The sequence below is a fragment of the Mesorhizobium sp. LNHC229A00 genome (assembly GCF_000502415.1).
Taxonomy (GTDB): Bacteria; Pseudomonadota; Alphaproteobacteria; order Rhizobiales; family Rhizobiaceae; genus Mesorhizobium.
Window position 1 is genome coordinate 1 of the sequence record NZ_AYWQ01000047.1, and the last position, 3912, is coordinate 3912.

5 protein-coding genes are annotated in these 3912 nt (G+C 61.0%); 2 read left to right on the forward strand and 3 right to left on the reverse strand.

Going from position 1 to position 3912, the window contains the following annotated elements:
* Window positions 1–400: 400 nt before the first annotated feature.
* Entirely contained in the window at window positions 401–1273 is an 873-nt protein-coding gene (locus X742_RS140730) for a ParA family protein (protein ID WP_198019283.1), read from the forward strand.
* On the forward strand, window positions 1270–1677 hold the full coding sequence (locus X742_RS140725; protein ID WP_023775529.1) for a hypothetical protein: 408 nt from the start codon (window positions 1270–1272) through the stop codon (window positions 1675–1677). Before X742_RS140730 ends, X742_RS140725 begins: the two co-directional genes overlap by 4 nt.
* A gap of 131 nt (window positions 1678–1808) precedes the next feature.
* Here X742_RS140725 and X742_RS140720 read toward each other — a convergent pair whose 3' ends face one another.
* From X742_RS140720 to X742_RS140710, 3 genes are all read right to left on the reverse strand, one after another.
* Window positions 1809–2126: a hypothetical protein gene (locus tag X742_RS140720; RefSeq protein WP_023775530.1), complete on the reverse strand. Its 318-nt coding sequence runs from the start codon at window positions 2124–2126 to the stop codon at window positions 1809–1811.
* A 69-nt stretch (window positions 2127–2195) separates the two neighbouring features.
* Complete coding sequence (locus X742_RS140715) at window positions 2196–2519, reverse strand: DUF736 family protein (RefSeq protein WP_006205585.1); 324 nt, start codon at window positions 2517–2519, stop codon at window positions 2196–2198.
* 743 nt (window positions 2520–3262) lie between these two features.
* Entirely contained in the window at window positions 3263–3796 is a 534-nt protein-coding gene (locus X742_RS140710; RefSeq protein WP_031248781.1) for a hypothetical protein, read from the reverse strand.
* Window positions 3797–3912 lie beyond the last annotated feature (116 nt).

Sequence of the window (3912 nt, forward strand, 5' to 3'; positions counted from 1 at the left end):
GCTCGTCAGCCGAAAACCGGATGTGCGTCACCTCGCCATAGCGTCGTGACGCGCTCATCACCGCTGCCTTATGGGCGTCTGCGTCCATCTCTCAAGCCCGCTTGCGGGCGCTAAGGCCCGCCAGGGCCGCGCCGCCTATTTTGTGTGTATCACAAAATAGGCTATCCTGCCAGGCATAGGAGGAGGTGCGAAAAAAAATTCGAGGACGCTTTCTCACCGGCGCATCGTCAGCAGCAGCAGCAGCAGCAGCCAGCGCGGGCGAGACATTTCCATCGTGACTTGATGCGATGTGTCTATGATGGGTTGGCGACTTGTTTCCATGTTAACATGGAAACAACGGCACTATGCGCGGCAGGAAAAGCTTAGTCGGAAAATGGGTGGTCGATGGGCCACCCCCTTCTTGCTGAAGACAGCAGCTGCGCAAAAACGGCCCCTTGAGCGAACCCTTGTCGATGCGCGCCTGGGTTGCCAAACCAGCCTTCCCCGTCGACAATGTCACCATGTTTCGACCGTGATTTCGTTTCATGCGTTCATGATGATTTGTTTCCATGTTGACATGGAAACAAGGAGACAACGCCGGAAGGAGGCCCCCATGATCATCTCCGCTGCGATCCCAAAGGGCGGCACTGGCAAATCGACGATGCTGCGTGCCCTCGCATCCGTCGCACTGCATAGGGGGTATTCTGTCACTCTTATCGATGGCGACCGGCGGCAGAACATGAACCGCTGGTTCGAGATGCTGGGCGACGCTGGCAATCGTCCTGACAGGCTCACGATGGTGAGCGCGATGACGCCGCAGGAAATCCTCCGCGCCGCAGCCACTCACAACGGTGAACGCTCGGTCGTCTTGATCGATACGGAAGGCACCACAAACGATAACCTCATGGCCGGGCTCTTCGCCGCCGACATTGTCGTCGTGCCGGTCTATTTTGCCCTCGACGATGTGACCGCCGCTATCCAGATCACCGACCACTATATCCCGCTGACGGTCGAGAGCCGGGGTAGACCGCTGCCTGCGATATTCGTGCTGACCAAACAGACCATCATCGATGGCAGGGCGCGAGCCCTGACCGAACTGCGCGCCATCATCCAGGCCAACGGCACGCCCATTGCAGAACACGTCCTGCACAATCGCGTTGCCTACCGCGACCTTCAGACCGGGCAGACCCTTTACAGCCCCGAGGTGCCTGACACGAAGGCGATTGCCGAGAGCGAAGGGGTCTTCGACGACCTTCTGCAAACCTTCATCGAAGCCACAAGGAACGCGGCATGAGTGAAGAAACCGCACCGAAACCTGGTGACGACAAGAAGGCCCGCATGATGAAGGCGATCTCCACACAGCCGCCGGCGCTGCCCAGCATGTTCATCCCACCGAAGGTCGAGACGTCAGGGACCAAAGAGCAAGCTGCACCACAGATGCAGGAACCGACAAAGCCATCCCCGGCAGTCGGCCCCGATTTCCGCAAGCTGCTGCGGCAGGGTCAGAAAAAGGACCCCATCGCCGGAAAGAAGATTCGCGAGGAGGAGATGATCCGCTGCGGGTACTATTTGACGGCAGTGGAGCAGCGGCAGTTCAAGTTGCTGGCGATCAGCAACGGGCACAGCATGACCGAACTGCTGCGAAAGGCTGTCCAGGATTATATCCGCATTCATAAGCACAAACTGCCGAAGGAATAATCGGCGGTTTGGACTCGCTGTCGGATACTGCGAGGGTGATGTTCGTGGCTCTTTCCGACGCACAAAAAAAGGGCCCGCGACGGAACGCGGGCCCTGAAATGTGTTTGTCTACTTGGGTTGGGTGAGGTGTTTCAGCACCTGGCCGAGGATTGTGTCTCGCCTGGGACGCCCGCTGGCTGCCGCTTGTCGTCGACCTGCTTTGCGGCCAGTTTGGGCGACAGCGGGATGAAGTCGTAGCCATGTGAGATGGCTGCGCGGTGAAGATCCTCAAGCGTTTCGAACGCGCGATCTTGGGTGCCGAGCCAAAGACCGGGCTCGTCGGTTTCTTGGTGTGGGAACGCTTGCACGAAGTAGGTCCGAAGAGGCGGATCGTAGCCGATGACGGCGTCTGGATCCGATCGGCCATGTCCGGTGACGGTGCCTGTGACAGTGATGGTGTAGCGGCTCATTGCAACCTCCTTTTGCCGGTGGCGAGGTGAAGGGGCCGGCCTCTCTCGAAGCCGGCCCGCTCGTGGCTGTCACTGGGGGTTGTTCCAGAGGATGACCTTCTTGTTTTCCTCGCCGCCCGGGGCGGGAGCGAGATTGCCGAAGATGACGCCGATCTCCGGGGCTTCCAGCTTGACCGAGAGGTATTCCTCGCCCGAACGCTGGGAGATGCGGTGCCAGCCGGCTCCGATCTCGAAGCCCGTGCGCTTGTTGACGATCCGGTAGTCGGGGGCGTCTTCGCGCGACTTGTTGGTGTTCGGGATGAGGGTGATCGGGGCATTGACCCGGAGCGTGGCAAAGACGCCTTCCATCGAGCCGTCGGCCTTGGTGGTGAGGTTTGCGATCGTGGTGGCCATGGTAGTTCTCCTTCGGTTGCATCGGGACCATTCCCGATGGCGCCAAAGGAGAGGGCCGTCCTGCTGCGGTCATCTCGGCGAAAATTCTGGAAAATTCTATTTGCCGAAAAATTGCGGGCAGGCCCTTCGCCTGCCCGCGGACAAAAAACAGAAATCGAATTTTCCTGAATATTCGCCGAGTGTACCCCCAACGGGGGTTGACCGCACAAAGCAGGCGGTCGTCTACAAAGGCGACATGAAACGGGAATGGCCCCGNCGTGTACCCCCAACGGGGGTTGACCGCACAAAGCAGGCGGTCGTCTACAAAGGCGACATGAAACGGGAATGGCCCCGATGCAACCGAAGGAGAAGAACTCAGGCCGCCATCGCTTGACCGCCGACGCAACGCTGCCGGATCGCAGGAACATGCTGCAGCCTCTCGGGTCATATCGTCGGCATTGCCAACACATCGAACAGCCGCCCGGCGCGTGGCCAACTTGCATGTTCGGTATGGCGGCACAGCCGTTTCGAGATCGGGGCCGGCTGGCAGCGACCTTCACGCCCCTCGGGGGATGATACCGCGCAGTCAGGTTGGATGACCCGGCAAGCCAAGATGTTGTTCGGCACGCTTGCACCCGCTTCAGAGGCGAGAAAAGATGATCATCCGCAAAAGGCCCTGCGGCTCTGCGCGTGGACCGGGTTCGAAAGGGGCCGGATCAAGCAATCGGATCGGACCCGCCGGGCTGTCGGCGGGACCGCATCCATCATCCTGGCAACGCCAGACGCTCGTCCGGCGTCATGCGGGCTTCGGCTTGGCGGCGAATGTCCGGACCGGCATGGCGGAGCATGGCGCACCAGTTCTCCACATTGTACGTCGTCGCCATCCGGCCCCTGGCCAGATCGCAAATGACGCACGGCTTGTTCGCGATGGCGAGCCGAAGCACGTTGACGGCCGTACCGGGTGCTGCGCCGTCCCAGACCATCATGCCAAAGTCGGCGCGCCGCGCCATCTCCCGGTCCTTGGCAGCGTCGAACCAATGCTCGTGAGCTCCTTCAGGAGACGGAACCTGGTAGGCGGCCCAGTCGCCCAGATTGTTGCGGGGTTCCTTGCCGGCATGGAAGACCCCGACATGCTCGTACTTGTAGCCGGCGAGCAGGCTCTGCGCCTCGGCATCGGCTCCAGGCGCGTCGCCAATCAGCACGCCGTGCTCGGCAGCAACGATTGCACCGATGCGAGCGATGACAGGTTCCGGCAGCTCGAATATCTCGCGTGATCCGCCTATGAACATCATTGACATCGTGACTTTCCCTTCTCTCCAGCGCCCCCGCCCCGCGCCGGCCGCCCTCTCCCCTTGGCCCTGCGCGAGGGATCGTTACCCGAAGGCCGAGACGGCGAAGCCGGCTCGGGAAGCGG

Coding starts and splice junctions, on each gene's coding strand:
- X742_RS140725 (WP_023775529.1), top strand. CDS start 1,270: ATGAGTGAAGAAACCGCACCGAAACCTGGTGACGACAAGAAGGCCCGC.
- X742_RS140710 (WP_031248781.1), bottom strand. CDS start 3,796: ATGTCAATGATGTTCATAGGCGGATCACGCGAGATATTCGAGCTGCCG.
- X742_RS140720 (WP_023775530.1), bottom strand. CDS start 2,126: ATGAGCCGCTACACCATCACTGTCACAGGCACCGTCACCGGACATGGC.
- X742_RS140715 (WP_006205585.1), bottom strand. CDS start 2,519: ATGGCCACCACGATCGCAAACCTCACCACCAAGGCCGACGGCTCGATG.